The following is a 21,103-nucleotide window of genomic DNA, read 5'->3' as shown; positions in this document are numbered from 1 at the left end:
GGCAAGGCGACGTTGACGCGGTTTGAATTTGATTTTCGAAGAGTATTAAAACTATCTAATCCTAAAGTTTAACTCTCATGGGACAGTCTACAAAGTGCAAATCCTCCTCTAGAAAACTTGAATTTAGATGCAAGGGGCACAAAGGTCCATAGAAAATAGATAGGAATTAGAAACAGGGAGGTAGCCCCTCCTGATTTCCTTCTTTAGATAGATTACATCTATTTTTTATTAAAAATACTGTATTCTTATCTATTTCACACTTTTCTTCTATTAAAAAGCAAAATCATGCTATCAAATCAAGCTTAAAAATTTTTTAAAATTTTTGTCAAAAACACTTGCAACCGTTTTCTATTTGTGCTATACTAAGGTCATAAAGGAAAACGTTTGCGTTTCCTTATCAATAAAACTTGTTATTCTTTAGGAGGAATACACTATGTCATCTAAATTCATGAAGAGCGCTGCGGTGCTTGGAACTGCTACACTTGCTAGCTTGCTCTTGGTAGCTTGCGGAAGCAAAACTGCTGATAAGCCTGCTGAGTCTGGTTCATCTGAAGCGAAAGAAATCACTCTTTACGTTGAGGACCAATACAAAGCTTATGCTGAAACAGTTGCTAAAACTTATAAAGAGCAATCAGGCACAACAGTTAACATCAAATCTGGTGACCAACTTGGTGGGCTTGACAAACTTTCTCTTGACAACCAATCTGGTCAAGCTGCTGACGTTATGATGGCTCCATACGACCGTGTGGGTAGCCTTGGTTCTGACGGACAACTTTCAGAAGTGAAATTGAGCGATGGTGCTAAAACAGAAGATACAACTAAATCTCTTGTAACCGCTGCTGACGGTAAAGTTTACGGTGCTCCTGCCGTTATCGAGTCACTTGTTATGTACTACAACAAAGACTTGGTAAAAGACGCTCCCAAAACATTTGCTGACTTGGAAAACCTTGCTAAAGATAGCAAATATGCCTTCGCTGGAGAAGATGGAAAAACTTCTGCCTTCCTAGCTGACTGGACAAACTTCTACTATGCATACGGACTTCTTGCTGGTAACGGCGCTTACGTATTCGGACAAAACGGTAAAGACCCTAAAGACATCGGTCTTGCAAACGACGGTTCTATCGCAGGTATCAACTACGCTAAATCTTGGTACGAAAAATGGCCTAAAGGTATGCAAGATGGTACAGCTGCTGGAAACCTAATCCAAACTCAATTCCAAGAAGGTAAAACAGCTGCTATCATTGATGGGCCTTGGAAAGCTCAAGCCCTCAAAGATGCTAAAGTAAACTACGGTGTTGCGACTATCCCAACTCTTCCAAATGGAAAAGAATATGCTGCATTCGGTGGTGGTAAAGCTTGGATCATTCCTTCAAGTACTAAGAACCTTGAAGGCGCACAGAAATTTGTAGACTTCCTTGTTTCAACTGAACAACAAAAAGCTTTCTACGATGCAACTAACGAAATCCCAGCTAATACTGAAGCTCGTTCATACGCTGAAGGTAAAAACGATGAGTTGACAACAGCTGTTATCAAACAATTCAAGAACGCTCAACCAATTCCAAACATCTCTCAAATGTCTGCAGTTTGGGAACCAGCTGCTAACATGCTCTTTGATACTGTAAGTGGTCAAAAAGATGCTAAAACAGCTGCTAACGACGCTGTAACATTGATCAAAGAAACAATCAAACAAAAATTTGGTGAATAAAAAATTTGTTCAAGGGGGGTGGAATTCAAATCCCCCTTTGAATTTATCAATAGAGACACAAATAATTTAGCTTTCTTATAAAAAAAGTAGTATCCTATGAAAGGAGTTATTATGGAAAAGCAACAACCTAGTAAAGCAGCCCTGCTGTCTATCATTCCTGGGTTAGGACAGATTTACAATAAACAAAAAGCCAAAGGTTTTATCTTCCTTGGTGTAACCATCGTATTTGTCCTTTATTTCCTAGCACTTGCAGCACCTGAATTGAGCAATCTCATCACTCTTGGTGACAATCCCGGTCGTGATAATTCCCTCTTTATGCTGATTCGTGGTGCCTTCCATTTAATCTTTGTAGTCGTTTATGTACTCTTTTATTTCTCAAATATCAAAGATGCATATACGATTGCAAAACGCATTAACAATGGAATTCCAGTTCCACGTACCCTCAAAGACATGATCAAAGGGATTTATGAAAATGGTTTCCCTTATCTCTTGATTATTCCATCTTATGTTGCCATGACCTTCGCGATTATCTTCCCAGTTATCGTAACCTTGATGATCGCCTTTACCAACTATGACTTCCAACACTTACCACCAAACAAATTGTTGGACTGGGTTGGTTTGACAAACTTTAGTAATATCTGGAGTTTGAGTACCTTCCGTTCTGCCTTTGGTTCTGTTCTTTCTTGGACCATCATCTGGGCTTTGGCAGCCTCAACTTTACAGATTGTGATTGGTATCTTCACAGCTATCATTGCTAACCAACCATTTATCAAAGGAAAACGTATCTTTGGTGTTATTTTCCTTCTTCCTTGGGCTGTCCCAGCCTTCATCACTATCTTGACATTCTCAAACATGTTTAACGATAGTGTCGGAGCTATCAACACCCAAGTATTGCCAATCTTGGCTAAATTCCTTCCTTTCCTTGATGGCGCTCTTATTCCCTGGAAAACAGACCCAACTTGGACTAAGATTGCCTTGATTATGATGCAAGGTTGGCTTGGATTCCCATACATCTACGTTCTGACCTTGGGTATCTTGCAATCTATTCCTAACGACCTTTACGAAGCAGCTTATATTGACGGTGCCAATGCTTGGCAAAAATTCCGCAACATCACTTTCCCAATGATCTTAGCTGTTGCGGCACCTACTTTGATTAGCCAATACACCTTCAACTTTAACAACTTCTCTATCATGTACCTCTTCAACGCTGGAGGACCTGGTAGTGTCGGTGGTGGAGCTGGTTCAACCGATATCTTGATTTCATGGATTTACCGTTTGACAACAGGTACATCTCCTCAATACTCAATGGCGGCAGCTGTCACCTTGATTATCTCTATCATTGTCATCTCAATCTCTATGATCGCATTCAAGAAACTACACGCATTTGATATGGAGGACGTCTAAGATGAATAACTCAATTAAACTCAAACGTAGACTGACTCAAAGCCTTACATACCTTTACCTGATTGGTCTATCAATTGTCATTATCTATCCACTTTTGATTACCATTATGTCAGCCTTCAAGACTGGTAACGTAGTAGCCTTTAAACTAGACAGCAACGTCGACTTTAGTTTTGCTAACTTCCAAGGCCTCTTCACTGAAACCTTGTACGGTACTTGGTACCTCAACACCTTGATCATTGCCTTGATTACCATGGCTGTTCAAACAAGTATCATCGTACTTGCTGGTTATGCCTACAGCCGTTACAACTTCTTGGCTCGTAAACAAAGTTTGGTCTTCTTCTTGATCATCCAAATGGTGCCAACTATGGCCGCTTTGACAGCCTTCTTCGTTATGGCGCTTATGTTGAACGCCCTTAACCACAGCTGGTTCCTCATCTTCCTCTACGTTGGTGGTGGTATCCCGATGAATACTTGGCTCATGAAAGGCTACTTCGATACAGTGCCAATGTCTTTAGACGAATCTGCAAAACTAGACGGTGCAGGACACTTCCGCCGCTTCTGGCAAATTGTTCTTCCACTTGTTCGCCCAATGGTTGCCGTACAAGCTCTCTGGGCCTTCATGGGACCTTTCGGGGACTACATCCTCTCTAGTTTCTTGCTTCGTGAGAAAGAATACTTTACTGTTGCCGTGGGTCTCCAAACCTTCGTTAACAATGCGAAAAACATGAAGATTGCCTACTTCTCAGCAGGTGCTATCCTCATCGCCCTTCCAATCTGTATTCTCTTCTTCTTCCTACAAAAGAACTTTGTTTCAGGACTTACAAGTGGTGGCGACAAGGGATAATTTATCCCCGCCACCCTTTTTCATTTTATACTCTTCGAAAATCTCTTCAAACCACGTCAGCTTCCATCTGCAACCTCAAAACACTGTTTTGAGCAACCTGCGACTAGCTTCCTAGTTTGTACTTTGATTTTCATTGACTATTAGCGATTGTCACTGTAAGTAATGTCCTTACAACAAGCAATTTTTCTCCTAGACTTGAAATAAAGCGAATTTAACTATATAATAATACTCATATAGAAAACACCTTTTAGAAAGATACCTATGCTTCCATATCCATTTTCTTATTTTTCAAGTATTTGGGGATTTCGTAAGCCCCTGTCCAAACGTTTCGGGCTCAACTGGTTTCAACTACTCTTTACCAGTATCTTCCTTATCAGCTTGTCTATGGTACCCATTGCCATCCAAAACAGCTCCCAGGAGACTTATCCGCTAGAAACCTTTATCGATAATGTCTATGAACCATTGACAGATGAGGTTGTCCAGGATCTCTCTGAACATGCTAGAATTGTTGATGGTAAGCTAACTTATACAGGAACTGCCAATCAAACGCCTTCTCTTGTGATTAGCCCCAGTCAAAGCAAGGAATTACCTAAGGACTTGCAACTGCATTTCGACACAAAAGAACTGGTCATCAGCAAGGAAAGTAAAGAGTTGACACGCATCTATTACCGAGCTATTCAGACTGAGAGTTTCAAAAGCAAAGACAGCTTGACCCAAGCAATTTCTAAAGACTGGTACCAGCAGAATCGTGTCTATATCAGTCTCTTCCTAGTTCTCGGTGCGAGCTTCCTCTTTGGTTTGAATTTCTTTATCGTCTCTCTAGGGGCGAGTCTTCTCCTTTATATCACTAAGAAATCCCGACTCTTTTCATTTAGAACCTTTAAAGAGTGCTATCATTTTATCTTGAACTGTTTAGGATTGCCGACTCTGATTACGCTTATTTTGGGATTATTTGGCCAAAATATGTCAACCCTGATTACTGTACAAAACATTCTTTTTGTTCTGTATCTGGTCACTATCTTTTATAAAACACATTTCCGTGATCCAGATTACCATAAATAGGAGATTTTTATGCCCGTTACGATTAAAGACGTGGCCAAGGCTGCTGGTGTTTCACCTTCAACCGTAACCCGTGTTATTCAAAATAAATCAACCATTAGCGACGAAACAAAAAAACGCGTTCGCAAGGCTATGAAGGAGCTCAATTACCATCCCAACCTCAATGCTCGCAGCTTGGTAAGTAGCTATACTCAGGTGATTGGTTTGGTTCTTCCTGATGACTCAGACGCCTTCTACCAGAATCCTTTCTTTCCATCGGTTCTACGTGGCATCTCTCAAGTCGCATCTGAAAACCACTATGCCATTCAGATAGCAACAGGGAAAGATGAGAAGGAGCGCCTCAACGCTATTTCACAAATGGTCTACGGCAAGCGTGTAGATGGGCTAATCTTTCTCTATGCCCAAGAAGAAGACCCTCTCGTAAAACTCGTAGCAGAAGAACAGTTCCCCTTCCTTATCTTAGGTAAATCTCTATCTCCTTTCATCCCACTTGTAGACAACGACAATGTTCAAGCTGGTTTTGATGCAACCGAATATTTCATCAAAAAAGGCTGCAATCGTATTGCTTTTATCGGAGGAAGCAAAAAGCTCTTCGTGACCAAAGACCGTTTAACAGGCTATGAACAGGCGCTTAAGCATTACAAACTTACCACTGACAACAATCGCATCTACTTTGCCGACGAGTTTCTGGAAGAAAAGGGCTATAAATTTAGCAAGCGATTATTCAAGCACGATCCACAAATTGATGCTATCATCACAACCGATAGCCTCCTAGCTGAAGGTGTTTGTAACTATATTGCCAAACACCAGCTGGATGTCCCTGTTCTCAGCTTTGACTCGGTTAATCCCAAGCTCAACTTGGCAGCCTATGTCGATATCAATAGCCTAGAACTTGGTCAAACATCATTTGAAACGATTCTTCAGATTATCAACGATGCTAAAAGCAATAAACAAATTTGTTACCGCCAGTTGATTGCCCATAAAATTATAGAAAAATAAAAACCAGCTCACGCTGGTTTTTTTGGTCACTAATTATCTATCTCAACAAACCTTCCTAGAATATGAACATTTTCCGAGACAGAGACAAAGGCGCTTGGATCCACTTGTGTCATAATCTGTTTAAATTCATTAAACTCTGCACGTGTAATGACAGTGATTAGAACTGCCTTTCTCTCGTGATTATAGGTTCCTTCTGCATCGTGGATCATGGTTGCTCCGCGGTGCAATTTTTTATGGATTTTCTCAATTACTTTATCTGGATGATTGGTCACAATCATAGCCTGCATGCGTTTTTGCTTGGTAAAAACAGCGTCTGTTACACGGCTAGAGACAAAGATGGTAATCATAGAGTAGAGAGCGTATTTCCAACCAAAGGTCAAACCTGCTATCAGCATGATGGTCCCATTTACCAAGAGAGAAATACTACCGACATTCTTACCTGTTTTCTTGCGAATAGTCAGGCTGACGATATCCGTCCCACCACTGGAGATATTGTTTCGAAGAGCAAAACCAATCCCCAAACCCATAACAACACCCCCAAAAAGGGCATTGATAATGGGATCCTCCGTCAAGGTTGCCACAGGGACAAACTGGATAAAGAAGGAACTCATAGACACCGTGATAAAGGTAAAGACAGTAAACTTATGGCCAATCTGATACCAAGCTAAGACCATCAAAGGGAAGTTAATGGCGTAGAAGGTTAGCGAAATCGGAATATGAAAACCAAACCAGTGATTACTCAAGGCAGAGATAATCTGTGCCATACCTGTCGCACCACTCGAATACACATGCCCTGGTTGAAAAAAGAAATTAACTGCTACTGCTGATAAAAAACCATAGACCAGAGAGGCCGAAATCTTCTCATCATACTTTTCTCGAGAGATACTTTGTAAGACACGTAAAATTTTTATCTGATAAGCAAAGCGGCGCAGATAATAGCGCCACCGCTTAATTCGTTTTGCTTGTTTCATCTTCTTCTACTTGTAAGCTGAGTTCCTCTAGTTGTTTGAGTGCTACTGTTGATGGAGCTTGTGTCATTGGGTCACTTGCCTTGTTGTTCTTAGGAAAGGCAATGACTTCACGGATATTTTCTTCTCCTGCTAAGAGCATGACAAAGCGGTCAAGCCCGATAGCCAAGCCACCGTGTGGTGGGAAACCATAGTCCATGGCTTCAAGAAGGAAGCCAAACTGGTCATTTGCTTCTTCGGCTGAGAAACCAAGAGCCTTGAACATGCGTTCTTGAAGGTCTTTTTGGTTGATACGAAGACTACCACCACCAAGTTCGTAACCGTTCAAGACGATATCGTAAGCAATGGCACGAACCTTAGCCAAATCACCTTCTAATTCGTGAGCTGTTTCTTCCTGTGGAAGAGTAAACGGATGGTGGGCACTCATGTAACGGTCTTCTTCTTCAGACCATTCAAACATTGGCCAGTCAACCACCCAAAGGAAGTTGAATTTATCATTATCAATCAAGCCAAGCTCTTTGGCAATACGTCCACGAAGGGCACCAAGAGTTGCATTCGCCACTTCAAGCGTATCTGCCACAAAGAGAACCAAATCCTTATCCTCAAGCGCAAGCGCTGCTGTCAATTCTGCTTGGATGCCAGTCAAGAACTTGGCAACTGGTCCATTTAATTCTCCATCAACAACCTTAACCCAAGCAAGACCTTTGGCACCGTACTGTTTGGCTACTTCCGTCATCTTGTCGATGTCTTTACGTGAATAGTCGTCCGCAGCTCCTTTGACCACAATGGCTTTTACAGCAGGTGCTTCTGAAAAGACTTTAAAATCAACACCCTTGACCACTTCTGTCAAGTCCTGAAGCAACATGTCAAAACGGGTATCTGGCTTGTCAGAACCGTAAAGAGCCATCGCATCATCGTATTTCATACGAGGGAATGGTAGCGTTACTTCGATGCCTTTTGTTTCTTTCATCACGCGCGCAATCAAGCCTTCTGTAATATCTTGGATTTCTTGCTCCGTAAGGAAAGACGTTTCCAAGTCGACCTGAGTGAACTCAGGCTGGCGGTCTCCACGCAAGTCCTCATCACGGAAACATTTAACGATTTGGTAATAACGGTCAAAACCAGCATTCATCAAGAGCTGTTTCGTGATTTGTGGACTTTGAGGAAGGGCGTAAAAATGCCCTTTATTGACGCGAGACGGTACCAAATAGTCACGCGCCCCTTCTGGTGTTGACTTAGAAAGGAATGGTGTTTCCACGTCGATAAACTCCAACTCATCCAAGTAGTTGCGGATAGAGTGGGTCACCTTAGCACGAAGTTTAAGATTTTCCAACATCTCTGGACGACGAAGGTCAAGGTAACGGTAACGCAAACGTGTATCGTCATTTGCCTCAATGCCATCCTTAATCTCAAATGGTGTTGTCTTAGCTGTGTTAAGCACAATAAGAGCTGTCACGTTTAACTCAACTGCACCAGTTGGCAACTTATCATTGGCTTGCTCACGCGCAGCGACCTGTCCAGTCACCTCGATAACAAATTCGCTACGAAGGCTTTCAGCTGTTGCCATAACCTCTGCAGATACTTTTTCAGGGTTGATAACCAACTGCATGATTCCTTCACGGTCACGAAGGTCGATAAAGATCAAACCACCGAGGTCACGACGACGGCCAACCCATCCTTTCAAGGTTATTTCTTGTCCGATGTGTTCCTCACGAACACGACCAGCATACATACTACGTTTCATGTTTTCTCTCCTCTTTTATTCTGTTACTATTTTACCATAAAAGCGCAGGCTCTTCATGAAAATCAGCAGAAAAGTTTGCCAGTCTTAAAAAATCAGGTAAAGTCCCTAAAAATTAGCGCCCATACAAAAATCCGATGAAGTTCATCGGACTCTTTTATTTTGAATTTTTGCCTGCTTTACGCTTTTCAGCCATTTCGGCTGCCTTTCGAGGCAAGACAATTTCCGTTGTGTAAGCTGTCCCAAAGCGCAAGACACCTGCAATAGGGGCAAAGACAACTGCCAGATAGTTGTAGAAGAAATCGCCCTTAAAGGCATAAGCTAGCGCTCCAATGATGAAAAATAGAACAACTGCTTGAATCACTGCTAATAAAATTACTCGTTTCATGTGACCTCCTGACTCTATTATAGCATGAGAATCATCAAAAAGCCGACTAAATTATTCAAAGCGTGGAGAGAAATACTGTAGACCAGACCTTTTCTGCTAATATAAGCCAAGCCCAAGCTAAAACCAAGGCTAAAATAGACAAAAAATTGTTGCACATCACCTGGGAAATGAATCAAGGCAAACAAAACACTCGATACCAGAAGAAAAATCAGAGTTTGTTTACTATTGTCCTGCTTAGGAAAGAGGTAGCGTGCTAACATCCCTCTAAAGATAAGTTCTTCCGTCAAAGGAGCAAAAATAACGACCGCAAAGAATGAGAAAAGTGGTTGAGACAAGGTCAAGTCTATCGCTATTTGCTGATTTACTGAAGGATCATTTGGCAAGAAGAATTGAACGACCAGAGATAAGAACCAAACCAAGGCAGGAAGCCAAATAAATCGGTTGAAGCCACTCTTCTCAATACGAACAGGACCTTTCTGATACCATTTGTAAATGCCGTACACATAAACTCCAGCCAATGCCACATAGAGCAAGGTCACAGCATAGGGTGAACCGCCTAAGGCAAGCGACGTAGTCGCGAGCCCCTGAATGAAGCCATAGATGAATAAAAAGGATAGAAAGGCTAGAAGAAACCAGCCAAGGTTTTTAAGTAATTTCATATAAATCTCCTATCTTGCTTTATAGCTATTTTTCAATACAAAGAGGTTTGCTATTCCTAACACAAGTACCCAGGCAAGTAACATACCAATATTAGAAAAAGATATTTCCCCACCTTTTTTATTTAAAAGATTTACAATTGGACCAACAAAAGAGTAATCCAACACTTTCTGAGCCGTATCATTTTGAAGAGCAATCATAGGTAAAAAAGAGACAATTAACATAGGGAAGATACTATAAACTTGCGCTTTAGATTGAGTATCTGATACCGCACCGATTAGAAGGTTGAGAAAAATAACACTAATAGTTGCTAAGACCAAATAGATAACGTAGGCAAATAAATAACCAGATACATCTACTTTGAGATAGATGGGAAGTACAATCATAGCAAGTAACATTATAAGAATAGGGAGAACAAGCATACTGAAAGTATATTCTGTTGCTGTCACACCACTTAGGATGAGTGATTTAAGATTTCGTTTTTCCTTATCTTCTGCCATCATAATCGATACCATATAACCACTTCCCATGCTCAAGACCATCGTCAAGCTAGCAGATAGTAAAAATAGGCTCAATTGTCCATTCTTATTTAAAAATTCATTATATAAAACAGCAATACCAAAAGGCATCAATAAAGTCGCCAACAAAGTTGAATTGCTGATAAGAACTTGTAATCTTAACCATAGTAGGGCATTTAATTTTCTAAACATCTAACTTTTCTCCTGTCAATCTGATAAAGATTTCTTCTAGAGTTGGCTCACAAGAGTGAACCACCATCAAATCTGTCGTGTCTAAATGTGGTAATTCTTCAAATGGAACTATCTGTTCTCGTCCATCATTATAAACCACACGTACTTTCTTATCCACATGGTACTTCTGGATAATGTCTTGCGGACTTCCATACTCTATTAAGTTCCCCTTATTCAAAAGAGATAAGCGATCACAAAGCAGAGTTGCCTCATTCATATCATGCGTGGTCAGAAAGATAGTTGTCCCCGCCTGCTTTAATTCTTGAAGTAGGGTATGAATCATCTTAGATGTTGTAGGATCTAAGCCACTGGTTGGCTCATCTAGAAAGAGAATCTTAGGAGCATTCAGAAGAGCACGAGCCAAGAACATTCGTTGTTTCATTCCTGTAGATAGTTTTTCTGCGATAATATCTTTAGCATCTGCCAATCCAACCTGTTGGAGCACCTGATTTACTCTATCTGACTTGAGACCATATAACTTAGCATAGATGAGAAGATTTTTGTAAAGACTCATCTTTTCATAAAAACCACTTCCATCACTAACAATACCAATTTGTTCCAAATCATTTGAGGTTAAATCTTGAGAATTCTTGACTAACAAAACTGTTTTACCGTGATCTGCAGCCAACTGACCTGTCAAGACGTTGATCATGGTTGTTTTACCTGAGCCAGAAGGGCCAAGAAAACCAAAGATTTCGCCCTCCTTAATCTCAAAAGAAATCTGATGAAGAGCTTTTTTGCTCCCAAAACTTTTGCTTACATTTTCAACACAAATCATAGAAACTCCTTTATTTGAAATAACGTTTCACCATAGGTAACTGCATCACATTGATATAAATATGGATAGCTCCGACAAGCAAAAAGGCTAGTAACTGAATCTCTCCTGTCAAGAAAGAAATGATAAAAAGAAAAATATATAAGACTGGTAAGACATACTGATTTAATTGGAATAAAATTCGAAAACTCTGTTCCAAATTAGCCTGACGCTCCCCTTCATCATAAGAATTTACATACTCTAAGACATCCTTTGGTGTTGAGAAAAATGCCAAATCAAACTGACGAACAATCGCAATGGTCTTAAAAAGATATTTTTGAACACTGAAAATCAGCACTAATGCCAAAAAAGAAAGAGATAAGGTTAGATGGCTTCCATTTAGTACAATTGCTTCACTACCTGAGATGAAAAGAGCCAATAAAATCGCTACACTTGCAATATTAAAAGCAATGGTTCCAAACTCGAGATTCCGATACATTTGCACATAATAGGTTTCATTCAGATCATCATCCATTTCCTCTTGATACAAGGAATGAAATTTTCTGCTTTTCTTTAAGAAATTGAAAGTCAAAAGAATGCTAATGAAACCTAACACTAAACAAATAGCTGATATCCATGGTATCAAGGGTTTTACATCTAACATAATTCCGTGGGATTCGGCAACAGCCTTAAACATCCCTACAAAACTGCCCAAGAAAAATCCCAAGACAACAACCATTAAAAACAACAATCCACGTTTCTTTTTCTTTTCCATATTCATTCTCCTTATTCACTTGCTAGATTTTTGGATTTCTTTTCAATCCAGTCAACGACTGGGATGAGGGCAAAATAGACCCAGATAAATTGGTCGCTGTAATAGAGATCAAACCATCCTAGATTTGTTCCAATTAGTAGACACACGCTGACTAATAGAGCTATGGCAACTACATAATAGATCACTTTATACTTGTTCATCATTGTTCTCCTTTTTCTTCAACCGATTGAAAATGGACAAGAGGGCTAAATTAAGCCAAAACAAATACTTACTTTCAACAAAATAGAACCACCCCAGTAATGTTCCAATCATAACGAAAGCATTCACAATGAGGGCAAGAACACTCATGTAATAAATCACTTTATACTTGTTCATCACTCGTCCTCCTCCAAGCGAAATACTGATTCGACTGTTTCGTTGAAAATCTGAGATATTTTCAGGGCAATGATAATGGACGGGGTGTATTCGTCCCGTTCTAGTAGGCTAATGGTCTGTCTGGAAACCCCAGCTAGCTTGGCTAGGTCGGTTTGATTGAGGCCATCGCGAGCACGAAGCTCTTTTAGACGATTTTTTAGTTGCATGTTACACACCTACTCTCCGTCAAATTCAACGGTTTGGATATCCTCAATACGTTGTAGTTTGAATTTTTCTTTTCCCGTATTATCTACACGTCGTAGCTTTACCCATTCCTCATCAACATCCACAACTTCCCAAAAATTTGTTCCAAATAGTTCTCCAATGATTGTTGGTTTCTTTCCAATCATTTCTTGCAATAATCTTGACATTTCTATATTTCCTTTCTCTTTTCTTTCGATTACCTTTAACCTCTTCTCTATCCGCTTGATTTTCTTAGATTGACTCATATAAATCAAGACGAGAAAAGGAAACAAAATCCATACCCACATGTGGCTCCCTCCTATTTCTTAACTTGCTTATATTGTAACACATCTTTTTCTTTTTGACAAGCATATTTGTCAAAAAGTTTATGATTTTTGTCATTTTGCAAAAGAAAAAGGTCAGGGGTAAAGTCCTGACCAGTTTTTCTACTATTAAAAGCCTAATTTTTCAAAGATTTCTGAGAAGTTTTGGCTGATTGTCTCAAGTGACACTTGCACTTCTTCTCGGGTTTGGTTGTTCTTGACCGTCACTTGTCCGCTTTCGACTTCACTCTCTCCTAGGGTGATAAGGGTCTTAGCCACAAAGACATCGGCTGACTTGAACTGAGCTTTTAGTTTACGATTGAGGTAATCACGCTCTGCTTTGAAACCTTGTTGGCGAAGAGCTTGTACCAACTCCAAGGCCTTGATATTTGCCCCTTCGCCCAAGACTGCTATATAGACATCTAGGGCGTTTTCGATAGGGAGGGCCACACCTTGCTTTTCAAGAATGAGAAGCAGACGCTCTACACCAAGTCCAAAACCAAAGCCAGCAGTTTCAGGGCCTCCAAAGTAAGAAACCAAACCATCGTAACGACCACCCGCACAGACTGTCAGGTCATTGCCCTCAATCTCTGTGATAAACTCGAAAATGGTGTGGTTGTAGTAGTCCAGACCACGCACCATATTGGTATCGATGATGTAGTCTACACCAAGATTCTCCAACATCTGACGCACAGCATCAAAGTGGGCTTGGCTTTCTTCATCAAGGAAGTCCAAGATAGACGGTGCATTCTCTACTGCTACCTTGTCTTCTTTTTCCTTAGAGTCCAAGACACGGAGAGGATTTTCCTCCAAACGACGTTGGCTATCCTTAGACAAGGTCTCCTTGAGCGGTGTCAAATAGTCAATCAAGGCTTGACGGTAGGACGCACGGCTCTCAGGATTTCCAAGAGTGTTAAGATGTAATTTGACACCTTGGATACCGATTTCTTTCAAGAAGTGGGCTGCCATCGCAATCGTTTCCACATCGGTAGCTGGATTGCTAGAGCCAAAACACTCAACACCAATCTGATGGAACTGGCGCAAACGCCCTGCCTGTGGACGCTCATAGCGGAACATAGGGCCCATGTAGTAGAACTTACTTGGCTTTTGCACTTCTGGGGCAAAGAGTTTATTTTCCACATAGGAACGGACAACGGGCGCTGTTCCTTCTGGACGGAGGGTAATATGGCGGTCACCCTTGTCATAGAAATCGTACATTTCCTTAGTTACGATATCCGTTGTATCTCCGACAGAGCGACTGATAACCTCGTAATGCTCAAAAATAGGCGTGCGCACTTCTGCATAGTTATAGCGCTTGAAAATCTCACGGGCAAAGCCCTCAACGTACTGCCACTTGGCAGACTCAGCAGGTAAAATATCCTGCGTTCCTTTTGGTTTTTGTAATTTCATAGGGAATCCTCTTTAAACTTAATAGTCTTATTTTACCATAAATAGAGTGATTAAAACAGTGAGAAAAAATTAGGATTCAAATATCATTTTTGAGATTAAGCCCTGTCAAAAAAATAGCTATCAAGGAAAGACCAACAAATAGCATCCAAGTCAACTGTATATTCCATACGGCTACAAGTGAAAAACAGGCTGTTCCCACAGGTATGGATAAGGTAAACAATAAACCTAAAAAATTACTGGTACGAGCTAAAACCTCTGGAGCTAGATTTTTCATGAGCATGGCACTAATCTTTGGTTGAACTTTACCAGACACATACAGAGTTAAAAAGAGAAATAGCAAACCAAGCACGACTTGATTGAATACGTTAGCCAGAGCAATTAGAGTGAGTCCTACGGTCGCCCACATCATCAATCTAGGCAGGGACTGCTTCCCAAAATAATCATTGCCCGTAAGGCTACTGATGATGACTGCTAACAAAGCACAGAATTGACTGATAAATAATGCCTCTGTGTAAGAAAAGTCCAAAAGAGAATGACTCAAAAAGAAGATATTATAAATTCCACCCAAAGCGCCACCCAAGGCATTGATAAGCAAGACAGCACAGAGCATAAAACCAAAGTTTTTCTGTCCACCTTTAAGAAAAACGAGACGTAAATTCCGATAAATCGTTAGGAACTGGTCTTTGATAGAAAGCTTCTCATTTTTTAGTGATTCACCATCAGGAGATGAAATTGACAGGCTCAATTTGCTTTTTCCTAAAAAGAGGATGACGGCTGATACGAGGAAGAAACAGGCATTGATTCCCGCAACGAGGGAAAAATTGTTAACCGATAGTCCTAAGAGCCAGACTCCAAAAGCTTGACCACCAATAGCTGAAATATAGGTGATGAACTGTGAAAAAGAATAAGCCTCCATCAAATCATTTTCAGCTACTTTTTCCTTAATAAGAGGCATGCGCAGGCCACCTGCAAAATCACTGATGACATCACTAATGACATTGATTAAACACAGGCTAGAAAATGCAAAGAGACTAGATTGCTGAACAACTAGGGCTGCTAGAAAAAATAAAACCGCCTGAAACAAACCGCTATAGACCATCCATTTGACCTTGTCTCTCGTGTAATCTGCCCGAATCCCTACAAAAACTGTAAAGAGAGTCGGAAGAATCATGACAATATTCGCCATAGCAACAGCAAAAGAGGCTTGTGGCAAAGTCGATGCATAGACGATAAAGACCAGGTTGAAAATCGAAGCACCAAAAGCATTGAAGAAGCGTGACAAAGTCAAGAGTCGATAAGCTTGATTTCTAAACAATAATTTCATAGATAATCTCCCTTCTTGTTCAAAGTTTTATGTGAAGTATGACTATAGTATAGCACTTAGAAATTTTAGAGGAAAAACTTTGAATATATGCAACACACAAAATAAGCAAAAAAACGATAGAACTTTCTCGATGACCTGAGAGCAGTCAAAAGTTCTATCGCTTAAAATTTCAAATCATTCTCTTAGTTTGCAGATATTCAATAATCGGTCGTTTTTCTATAGTATTCGGCAGATTTATTACAGCCAAGCATCTCAAAAATACGGACAGCATCTTCCATCTTTTTCTGACCTTCCTTGACTCTGCCTTGCTTGCTATCAAGGAGACCTTCCGCCCATAAATAGACAATTCGGAAATAGGTTTCATTTTCCTTGTAGAAATGCTCTTCTATGACACGTTTAAAATAAGAGGCATTGGTAAATTCTTCACACTCAATACTAGCTAAAAAGCCATTCAATAGTATAGTATGAAAAAGGTTTCGATTGCCAGACATTTCCATTAGAAAATCAGATTTACGTACCATTTCTCGTACATATCTAGTGAAAAGAGAAACAGATAGAAATGCTGAACTGACTGAAAATAAATTGAGTTCATAGATTCCCCAGATTTCGGTAGAAAACAAATAGTCATGAAGGACTTTCCCTTCCTCTGCCGTTAACTCTACCCTTTCATCCATACTCTTCATATAGGACTTAATCATAATGGCATTTAGAACATGTTTCTGTTTGTTTTGAGAATGGGCATGCTTTTGATACTCCTTGCGATACAAGTCCTCAAGCGGAGCTATATTCTTTGGATCCAAGACATCTATGATTTCTTTTCTCAACTCAGAATCTGTATCATACTGAAAACCTCTCGCCAGAAAGAGGATTTCCTCCACACTGGCAGATATGTTTTCTAGGGCAAATAAAAACTTTTCCACCGAAAGCTCACTCTGACCAGTTTCAAAGCGAGATAACATAGACGGCGAAAATTGTCCCCCAGTTGCTTGTCTCAGCGAGATATTTCTTGACTCTCGTAATTGTCTAAAGACTTTTCCAATCTGCTCCATAGGCTTCCCCTTGATTCAGTATTTTCTTCATTTTATCATATTTTTCAGAAAATTCATCAAAAACTTGCCAAATTGTCAGAATTATGAGAAAATAGAGGATATTTATCACGTGGAGGGACTGTAATGAGAGAGGATATCAAAATCAATGACCGTGCTTTGGCCTTGCAAGACCAAATTATCGAAAAACTAGAGAAGGTTTTTGATACAGATGTGGAATTGGATGTTTACAATCTAGGACTGATTTATGAAATCAATCTGGACGAAACGGGTCTCTGTAAGATTGTCATGACCTTCACCGACACTGCCTGCGATTGTGCCGAAAGCCTGCCTATCGAAATCGTCGCAGGTCTGAAACAAATCGAGGGTATCGAAGATGTCAAGGTTGAAGTTACCTGGTCGCCTGCTTGGAAAATCACACGAATCAGTCGCTACGGCCGTATTGCCCTTGGACTGCCACCTCGTTAAGCAGGCAAATCACTTTTGAAGATGAAAAAGAGCAAGCCGAAGTTGGCTTGCTTTTTGATACTCAATGAAAATCAAAGAGCAAACTAGGAAACTAGCCGCAGGTTGCTCAANNATACCTACGGCAAGGCGACATTGACGTGGTTTGAAGAGATTTTCGAAGAGTATGAGTTTATTTTTTACCTGACTTGTCCATATTCCAGAAGTCTGTCACAGCTCCGCGTGAAGCAGATGATACGATATGGGCATATTTACCGAGGACACCACGACTGTAAAGCGGTGGCAAGGTTGTTTCTGCCTTGCGTTTTTCAAGTTCTTCTTCAGATACGGCCATGGAAATTTCTTTAGTATCTTGATCAACCGTAACGATATCGCCTGTACGAAGGTAGGCAATCGGGCCACCATCCTGAGCTTCAGGAGCGATATGTCCAACAACCAGACCATAAGTACCACCAGAGAAACGGCCGTCTGTCAAGAGGGCAACCTTGTCTCCTTGACCTTTACCAACGATCATTGAAGAAAGGGACAGCATCTCAGGCATACCAGGACCACCCTTAGGTCCAACGAAACGAACAACGACTACATCGCCATCAACGATTTCATCTGTCAAAACAGCCTGAATGGCATCTTCTTCTGAGTCAAAGACCTTAGCTGGCCCAACGTGACGACGCACTTTAACACCTGATACCTTGGCAACTGCACCGTCAGGAGCAAGGTTTCCGTTCAAGATGATAAGCGGACCGTCCGCACGTTTTGGATTTTCAAGTGGCATGATAACTTTTTGACCTGGTGTGAGGTCTGCAAAGTCAGCCAAGTTCTCAGCAACTGTCTTACCAGTACATGTGATGCGATCTCCATGAAGGAATCCATTTGCCAACAAGTACTTCATAACCGCAGGGACACCACCGACTTCGTAGAGGTCTTGGAAGACATACTGACCAGATGGTTTCAAGTCGGCCAAGTGAGGCACACGCTCTTGGATCGTATTGAAGTCCTCAAGTGACAAGTCAACATTGGCAGCATGGGCAATGGCAAGCAAGTGAAGAGTGGCGTTTGTAGAACCACCGAGAGCCATCGTCACAGTGATGGCATCTTCAAAGGCTTCACGAGTCAAGATATCTGATGGTTTGAGACCAAGCTCCAACATCTTAACAACAGCACGTCCTGCTGCTTCGATATCTTCTTTCTTATCAGCTGATTCAGCTGGGTGAGATGAAGAACCTGGCAAACTCATACCCAAAACTTCGATAGCAGTCGCCATGGTATTAGCAGTATACATACCACCACAGCCACCAGGGCCAGGGCAGGCATTACATTCAAGACGTTTCACGTCCTCAGCTGTCATGTCACCGTGGTTCCATTTTCCGATACCTTCAAAGACAGAAACCAAGTCAATGTCTTTGCCATCAAGATTTCCCGGTGCAATCGTTCCACCATAGGCAAAGACTGCAGGGATATCCATATTGGCAATGGCAATCATAGATCCAGGCATGTTCTTGTCACAGCCACCGATAGCGACGAAGGCATCCACGTTGTGACCACTCATAGCCGCCTCGATGGAGTCCGCGATGATGTCACGAGATGTTAGAGAGAAACGCATACCAGGCGTTCCCATAGCAATCCCGTCTGCTACGGTAATAGTTCCAAACTGTACAGGCCAAGCGCCTGCAGATTTGACACCTTCTTTAGCCAGTTTCCCGAAATCATGCAAGTGAATGTTACATGGTGTATTTTCCGCCCAAGTCGAAATCACTCCCACAATCGGTGTTTCAAAGTCCTTATCTGTCATACCAGTCGCACGAAGCATAGCACGGTTAGGTGATTTCACCATACTGTCATAAATGCTACTGCGGTGACGTTTATCTAATTCAGTCATTTGTTCCCTCCCATTTCAGTTTTTACTATTATAGCACATTTTAAAGGCAATGAACAGAAGAAAATTCTTGAATTTTCAGAAAATTCTATATACATATGAAATATTTAAAACTAAAAACAACAAAGCGGATTAGGGCACTTTCTGATGACCAGAATATGCTTTTTAATCCGCTTTCTTTAAATAACGTACTGTAATTGTTACAAAAATTCTTTCAGAACAGTGTATTTAACATCTATCTTGCATTATAAAACTCTAGAACTTTCTCTTTTATATTCGATTCACTCAAACCATACTCATTAAGAAGATAATCCACTTTCCCTACTTGACCGAATCTTTCTTGAACACCCATCCGATGAATTTTTGTTATTCCATCATCAGAGAATAATTCACATAAAGCACTGCCAATTCCACCTATCTGATTGTGGTTTTCTACAGTAAATATAGTTTTTCCACTTAACATTGTTTTTATCTGTTCTGGTATCGGTTTGATTCTAAATAAATCTATCACACCTACTGAATAACCTAATTTAGACAGTTCATCTGCAACTCGAATACTTGGAGCAACCATTATGCCAGAAGCAACTATTACAAGATTTTCCCCGTGTCTTAACTCAATGTAGCCTTTAGAAAAATCTTCTCCACCTTGATAGACAGCCTCTGGAGCTTTTCTAATTGTTCGAATATATTTTAGTCCTTTTAATTCTAATGTCTGGTTCAAGATTTCACGAAATTGGATATCATCAGTTGCTTCGAAAATGATCGATTTAGGAATTAAACGTAACAATCCAATTTCTTCAAATGGCATATGTGTCCCACCATTCATTTCCGCAGTTACTCCTGCATCTGATCCAATAACAGTGGCATCCAATTGTGCGTATCCAAGAGAAATAAATAATTGATCAAATACTCTTCGTGAAGCAAAAGGGCCAAATGTATGAAGATAAGGTCTAAACCCCTGAATAGACAAGCCTGCTGCAAGGCCGACCATTTCTGCTTCCATAATCCCAACATTCACATAACGGTCTCCAAAGTCCTTTTCAAGATTATGAGTAGCCATCGAACTTGACAAATCGGCTTCTAAGACTACTATATCAGAATCACTTTGATTAGCCTCTAAAAGGAAGTCTCTATATACATGCCGTAATTCTTTCGTACTTCTCATCATTCTGTTTCCTCCAATTCCTGACTTAATCTTTCTACAACTGAAGTTAACATTTGTTTCTCCTCTACAGTAGGGCGAAGATGATGATTGGATTTCATTTCTTCCAGCTCTTGAACCCCTTGACCTTTAATAGTATCTAATACAATGCACTTAGGTGATGAATTATTTGACTGTTTTAATTGGACAATCCCTTCATAAATTTCTCTAATATCTGAACCCTTGACCCTAATGGATTCAAATCCAAATGCTGAAAATTTTTCTACGAAGTCACCTGGATTACAAATATCCTTTGTAAAACCATCTAATTGTTTTTTGTTATCATCAACAAATACAATTAAGTTGGATAACTGTTGATGAGAAGCAAACTGTATAGCCTCCCAACATTGTCCCTCATTTAACTCACCATCTCCAACAATAGCATAGGTATAAAAGGGACTTTTTCTTATTCTCTGACCATATGCAAGTCCGGTTGCAACACTAATTCCCTGTCCTAAAGAGCCAGTTGTCATATCTATGCCCGGCGTTAGATTTCTATCAGGATGAGACGGTAATTTGGTTCCATTTGTATTTAAAGAATATAAGAATTCTTTGTCAAAGAAACCATTCAAATAGAGTGTACTGTATAGAGCTGGTCCTCCGTGACCTTTTGATAATATGAAATAATCTCTATCTCGTGCTGCAAATATTTCTGGAGTCATTGGCATTATTTCACCATAAAGCACTGCTAGAACTTCTACGATAGACAGACTTCCTCCGTAATGTCCGAATCCAAGATGATTCAAGGTTTCAAGAGTATTTAATCGGATGTTAGTCGCAAATTTTCTTAACTCATCTTCTCTATTTTCACTTAAAATCAT

The 21,103-nt window shown here is 40.5% G+C and carries 23 protein-coding genes; 6 read left to right on the top strand and 17 right to left on the bottom strand.

From position 1 onward, the window contains the following. Positions 1-433: 433 nt before the first annotated feature. The 5 genes from HT701_RS05150 (at position 434) to HT701_RS05130 (ending at position 6,011) form a co-directional block, all read left to right on the top strand. A complete protein-coding gene (locus HT701_RS05150) occupies positions 434-1,705 on the top strand; it encodes an extracellular solute-binding protein (RefSeq protein WP_172931279.1) in 1,272 nt (423 codons plus the stop codon). A gap of 111 nt (positions 1,706-1,816) precedes the next feature. Further along, on the top strand, positions 1,817-3,109 hold the full coding sequence (locus tag HT701_RS05145; RefSeq protein ID WP_172931278.1) for a sugar ABC transporter permease: 1,293 nt from the start codon (positions 1,817-1,819) through the stop codon (positions 3,107-3,109). A 1-nt stretch (position 3,110) separates the two neighbouring features. Beyond that, the gene (locus HT701_RS05140) at positions 3,111-3,953 is read left to right on the top strand and encodes a sugar ABC transporter permease (RefSeq protein WP_001065638.1); all 843 of its coding nucleotides are present in this window, start codon (positions 3,111-3,113) and stop codon (positions 3,951-3,953) included. 261 nt (positions 3,954-4,214) lie between these two features. Then, the gene (locus tag HT701_RS05135; protein ID WP_000938251.1) at positions 4,215-5,015 is read left to right on the top strand and encodes a DUF1189 domain-containing protein; all 801 of its coding nucleotides are present in this window, start codon (positions 4,215-4,217) and stop codon (positions 5,013-5,015) included. 9 nt (positions 5,016-5,024) lie between these two features. Then, positions 5,025-6,011 (top strand): LacI family DNA-binding transcriptional regulator, encoded by a 987-nt coding sequence (locus HT701_RS05130; RefSeq protein ID WP_001145442.1) that lies wholly within the window; start codon positions 5,025-5,027, stop codon positions 6,009-6,011. A 29-nt stretch (positions 6,012-6,040) separates the two neighbouring features. On the opposite strand, the gene HT701_RS05125 is transcribed toward HT701_RS05130, so the two are convergent. The 14 genes from HT701_RS05125 to rgg all read right to left on the bottom strand — a co-directional run bounded on the left by HT701_RS05125 (position 6,041) and on the right by rgg (position 16,746). Then, complete coding sequence (locus tag HT701_RS05125; protein ID WP_000806293.1) at positions 6,041-6,982, bottom strand: YitT family protein; 942 nt, start codon at positions 6,980-6,982, stop codon at positions 6,041-6,043. After that, positions 6,960-8,723 carry an aspartate--tRNA ligase gene (gene aspS / locus HT701_RS05120; protein WP_000830878.1) on the bottom strand — a complete coding sequence of 588 codons (1,764 nt, stop codon included), beginning with the start codon at positions 8,721-8,723 and terminating at the stop codon, positions 6,960-6,962. The genes HT701_RS05125 and aspS overlap by 23 nt, the downstream gene beginning before the upstream one ends. Before the next feature lie 154 nt (positions 8,724-8,877). After that, entirely contained in the window at positions 8,878-9,108 is a 231-nt protein-coding gene (locus HT701_RS05115) for a hypothetical protein (RefSeq protein ID WP_119919430.1), read from the bottom strand. A gap of 17 nt (positions 9,109-9,125) precedes the next feature. After that, entirely contained in the window at positions 9,126-9,767 is a 642-nt protein-coding gene (locus HT701_RS05110) for a type II CAAX endopeptidase family protein (RefSeq protein ID WP_119919429.1), read from the bottom strand. Positions 9,768-9,776: 9 nt separating this feature from the next. Beyond that, positions 9,777-10,475, bottom strand: coding sequence for an ABC transporter permease (locus tag HT701_RS05105; protein ID WP_119919428.1), 699 nt, complete (start codon positions 10,473-10,475; stop codon positions 9,777-9,779). Next, complete coding sequence (locus tag HT701_RS05100) at positions 10,468-11,292, bottom strand: ABC transporter ATP-binding protein (protein ID WP_119919427.1); 825 nt, start codon at positions 11,290-11,292, stop codon at positions 10,468-10,470. Before HT701_RS05100 ends, HT701_RS05105 begins: the two co-directional genes overlap by 8 nt. Positions 11,293-11,302: 10 nt before the next feature. Then, on the bottom strand, positions 11,303-12,043 hold the full coding sequence (locus HT701_RS05095; protein ID WP_119919426.1) for a DUF3169 family protein: 741 nt from the start codon (positions 12,041-12,043) through the stop codon (positions 11,303-11,305). An 11-nt stretch (positions 12,044-12,054) separates the two neighbouring features. Next, positions 12,055-12,243 (bottom strand): hypothetical protein, encoded by a 189-nt coding sequence (locus HT701_RS05090; protein WP_119919425.1) that lies wholly within the window; start codon positions 12,241-12,243, stop codon positions 12,055-12,057. Further along, positions 12,230-12,418 (bottom strand): hypothetical protein, encoded by a 189-nt coding sequence (locus HT701_RS05085; RefSeq protein ID WP_119919424.1) that lies wholly within the window; start codon positions 12,416-12,418, stop codon positions 12,230-12,232. Before HT701_RS05085 ends, HT701_RS05090 begins: the two co-directional genes overlap by 14 nt. Then, a complete protein-coding gene (locus HT701_RS05080; RefSeq protein WP_001176227.1) occupies positions 12,418-12,624 on the bottom strand; it encodes a helix-turn-helix transcriptional regulator in 207 nt (68 codons plus the stop codon). The genes HT701_RS05085 and HT701_RS05080 overlap by 1 nt, the downstream gene beginning before the upstream one ends. 9 nt (positions 12,625-12,633) lie before the next feature. Further along, the gene (locus HT701_RS05075; protein WP_172931277.1) at positions 12,634-12,948 is read right to left on the bottom strand and encodes a hypothetical protein; all 315 of its coding nucleotides are present in this window, start codon (positions 12,946-12,948) and stop codon (positions 12,634-12,636) included. Between the two features lie 144 nt (positions 12,949-13,092). Continuing rightward, positions 13,093-14,373: a histidine--tRNA ligase gene (gene hisS, locus HT701_RS05070; protein WP_172931276.1), complete on the bottom strand. Its 1,281-nt coding sequence runs from the start codon at positions 14,371-14,373 to the stop codon at positions 13,093-13,095. A gap of 76 nt (positions 14,374-14,449) precedes the next feature. Continuing rightward, on the bottom strand, positions 14,450-15,697 hold the full coding sequence (locus HT701_RS05065) for a transporter (RefSeq protein ID WP_172931275.1): 1,248 nt from the start codon (positions 15,695-15,697) through the stop codon (positions 14,450-14,452). A 197-nt stretch (positions 15,698-15,894) separates the two neighbouring features. Next, the gene (gene rgg / locus HT701_RS05060) at positions 15,895-16,746 is read right to left on the bottom strand and encodes a quorum-sensing system transcriptional regulator Rgg (RefSeq protein ID WP_172931274.1); all 852 of its coding nucleotides are present in this window, start codon (positions 16,744-16,746) and stop codon (positions 15,895-15,897) included. 123 nt (positions 16,747-16,869) lie between these two features. On the opposite strand from rgg, the gene HT701_RS05055 reads away from it, so the two are divergent. Then, positions 16,870-17,211 carry a metal-sulfur cluster assembly factor gene (locus HT701_RS05055; protein WP_001206380.1) on the top strand — a complete coding sequence of 114 codons (342 nt, stop codon included), beginning with the start codon at positions 16,870-16,872 and terminating at the stop codon, positions 17,209-17,211. 169 nt (positions 17,212-17,380) lie between these two features. Here the strand turns inward: HT701_RS05055 and ilvD are convergent, their stop codons facing one another. The 3 genes from ilvD to HT701_RS05040 form a co-directional block, all read right to left on the bottom strand. Beyond that, positions 17,381-19,084 carry a dihydroxy-acid dehydratase gene (gene ilvD / locus HT701_RS05050; protein ID WP_000137354.1) on the bottom strand — a complete coding sequence of 568 codons (1,704 nt, stop codon included), beginning with the start codon at positions 19,082-19,084 and terminating at the stop codon, positions 17,381-17,383. A gap of 232 nt (positions 19,085-19,316) precedes the next feature. Continuing rightward, a complete protein-coding gene (locus tag HT701_RS05045) occupies positions 19,317-20,249 on the bottom strand; it encodes a transketolase family protein (protein WP_023935387.1) in 933 nt (310 codons plus the stop codon). Next, positions 20,246-21,103, bottom strand: coding sequence for a transketolase (locus HT701_RS05040; protein ID WP_084357989.1), 858 nt, complete (start codon positions 21,101-21,103; stop codon positions 20,246-20,248). The genes HT701_RS05045 and HT701_RS05040 overlap by 4 nt, the downstream gene beginning before the upstream one ends.

The sequence above is a fragment of the Streptococcus sp. 10824 genome (genome assembly GCF_013276595.1).
GTDB classification, from domain to species: domain Bacteria; phylum Bacillota; class Bacilli; order Lactobacillales; family Streptococcaceae; genus Streptococcus; species Streptococcus pseudopneumoniae.
This window is presented reverse-complemented; position numbering and strand designations above follow the sequence as displayed.